Source organism: Nocardia sp. NPDC059228 (assembly GCF_042754245.1).
Lineage (GTDB): Bacteria > Actinomycetota > Actinomycetes > Mycobacteriales > Mycobacteriaceae > Nocardia.
In genome coordinates this window covers 1-1008 of record NZ_JBHZAL010000201.1, presented here as the reverse complement: position 1 = coordinate 1008, position 1008 = coordinate 1, and the positions used below count along the sequence as shown (strand labels likewise).

1 protein-coding gene is annotated in these 1008 nt (G+C 65.5%); it reads left to right on the top strand.

What is annotated here, in order from left to right:
* On the top strand, window positions 1–901 hold a 901-nt coding region (locus ACFXKA_RS43500; protein WP_379431985.1), incomplete at its 5' end, for a hypothetical protein.
* Window positions 902–1008 lie beyond the last annotated feature (107 nt).

Below are 1008 nucleotides of genomic sequence, written 5' to 3'. Positions count from 1 at the left end.
GGGCGGGATAGACCAGCGAACGTGGTTCACCGAGTTGGTCAGCCGTGCAGCCGAACTGCGGCACGCGGCCGAGCCGCGACCGTACTGGCCACAGCGTCAAGGTCGCGGCGTGTCACACAACGGGAGCACACCGCAGGACACGCGACGTGATTTCGCACGGATCATCAGCGGCTTCGCCGACAGTGGCTACCTGGTCGAGGTGTTCGGCGAGGAATGCGTCGACGAGCCCAATGATCTGCCGGACGCCTCAGAAGTGATCGACCGGCGACTCGGCATCCCCGACCTGTGGCCTCTGGCCCCTGAGACATGGGACGAGGACACCTTCTTCGGGTTGATCGAGGTGTTCCACGACCTGGTCAGCCGACCCCGCGCGCGCCGCTTCCACAACTGGAACATGTGCGGGTGGCACCACTCGGAGTTCCACAACGGCCCGGCGCGGATCCTGTACCGGGGCAAGATCAACCAGATGCTGCGCGGCGCTGGCATCGAGTACGAGCTGGCTGCCGAAGGAGAGGACCTCGGGCGTCTGGTCGCCGTCACCGACGACGCCCGCAGCGCACTGGTGCACCGCGCACTCAACGACAGCGCCCCGGACATTACAACCCGGATCCGCCACGCGATCGCGTTGTTCCGCGGACGCGACACGACGGTGGAGAGCAAGCGATCGGCGATCGTCACCCTCGCGGGGATCCTTGAGGAACGCCGCGCCCTGCTCAAAGAGCAGATCGGCAAGCCTGACGAGGGGGCACTGTTCGAGATCGCCAACCGCTACGACCTACGCCACCGTAAGGCCGACCAACGCGGCGACTACGACGAAGCGTTCCTGGACTGGATCTTCTGGTGGTACCTCGCAACGGTGGAGCTGACCAACCGATTGATCGTGTCGCGGGCCTCTAGTTGATCCCTGGGCCCTATCAGCCGACGTCGTTGTCGAAGCCCCTGAGCATGGGTCCAGTTCGGCGGCGGCGCCGCACAGCGATCACAGCCGGTTACCGGGATGCTCAGCTT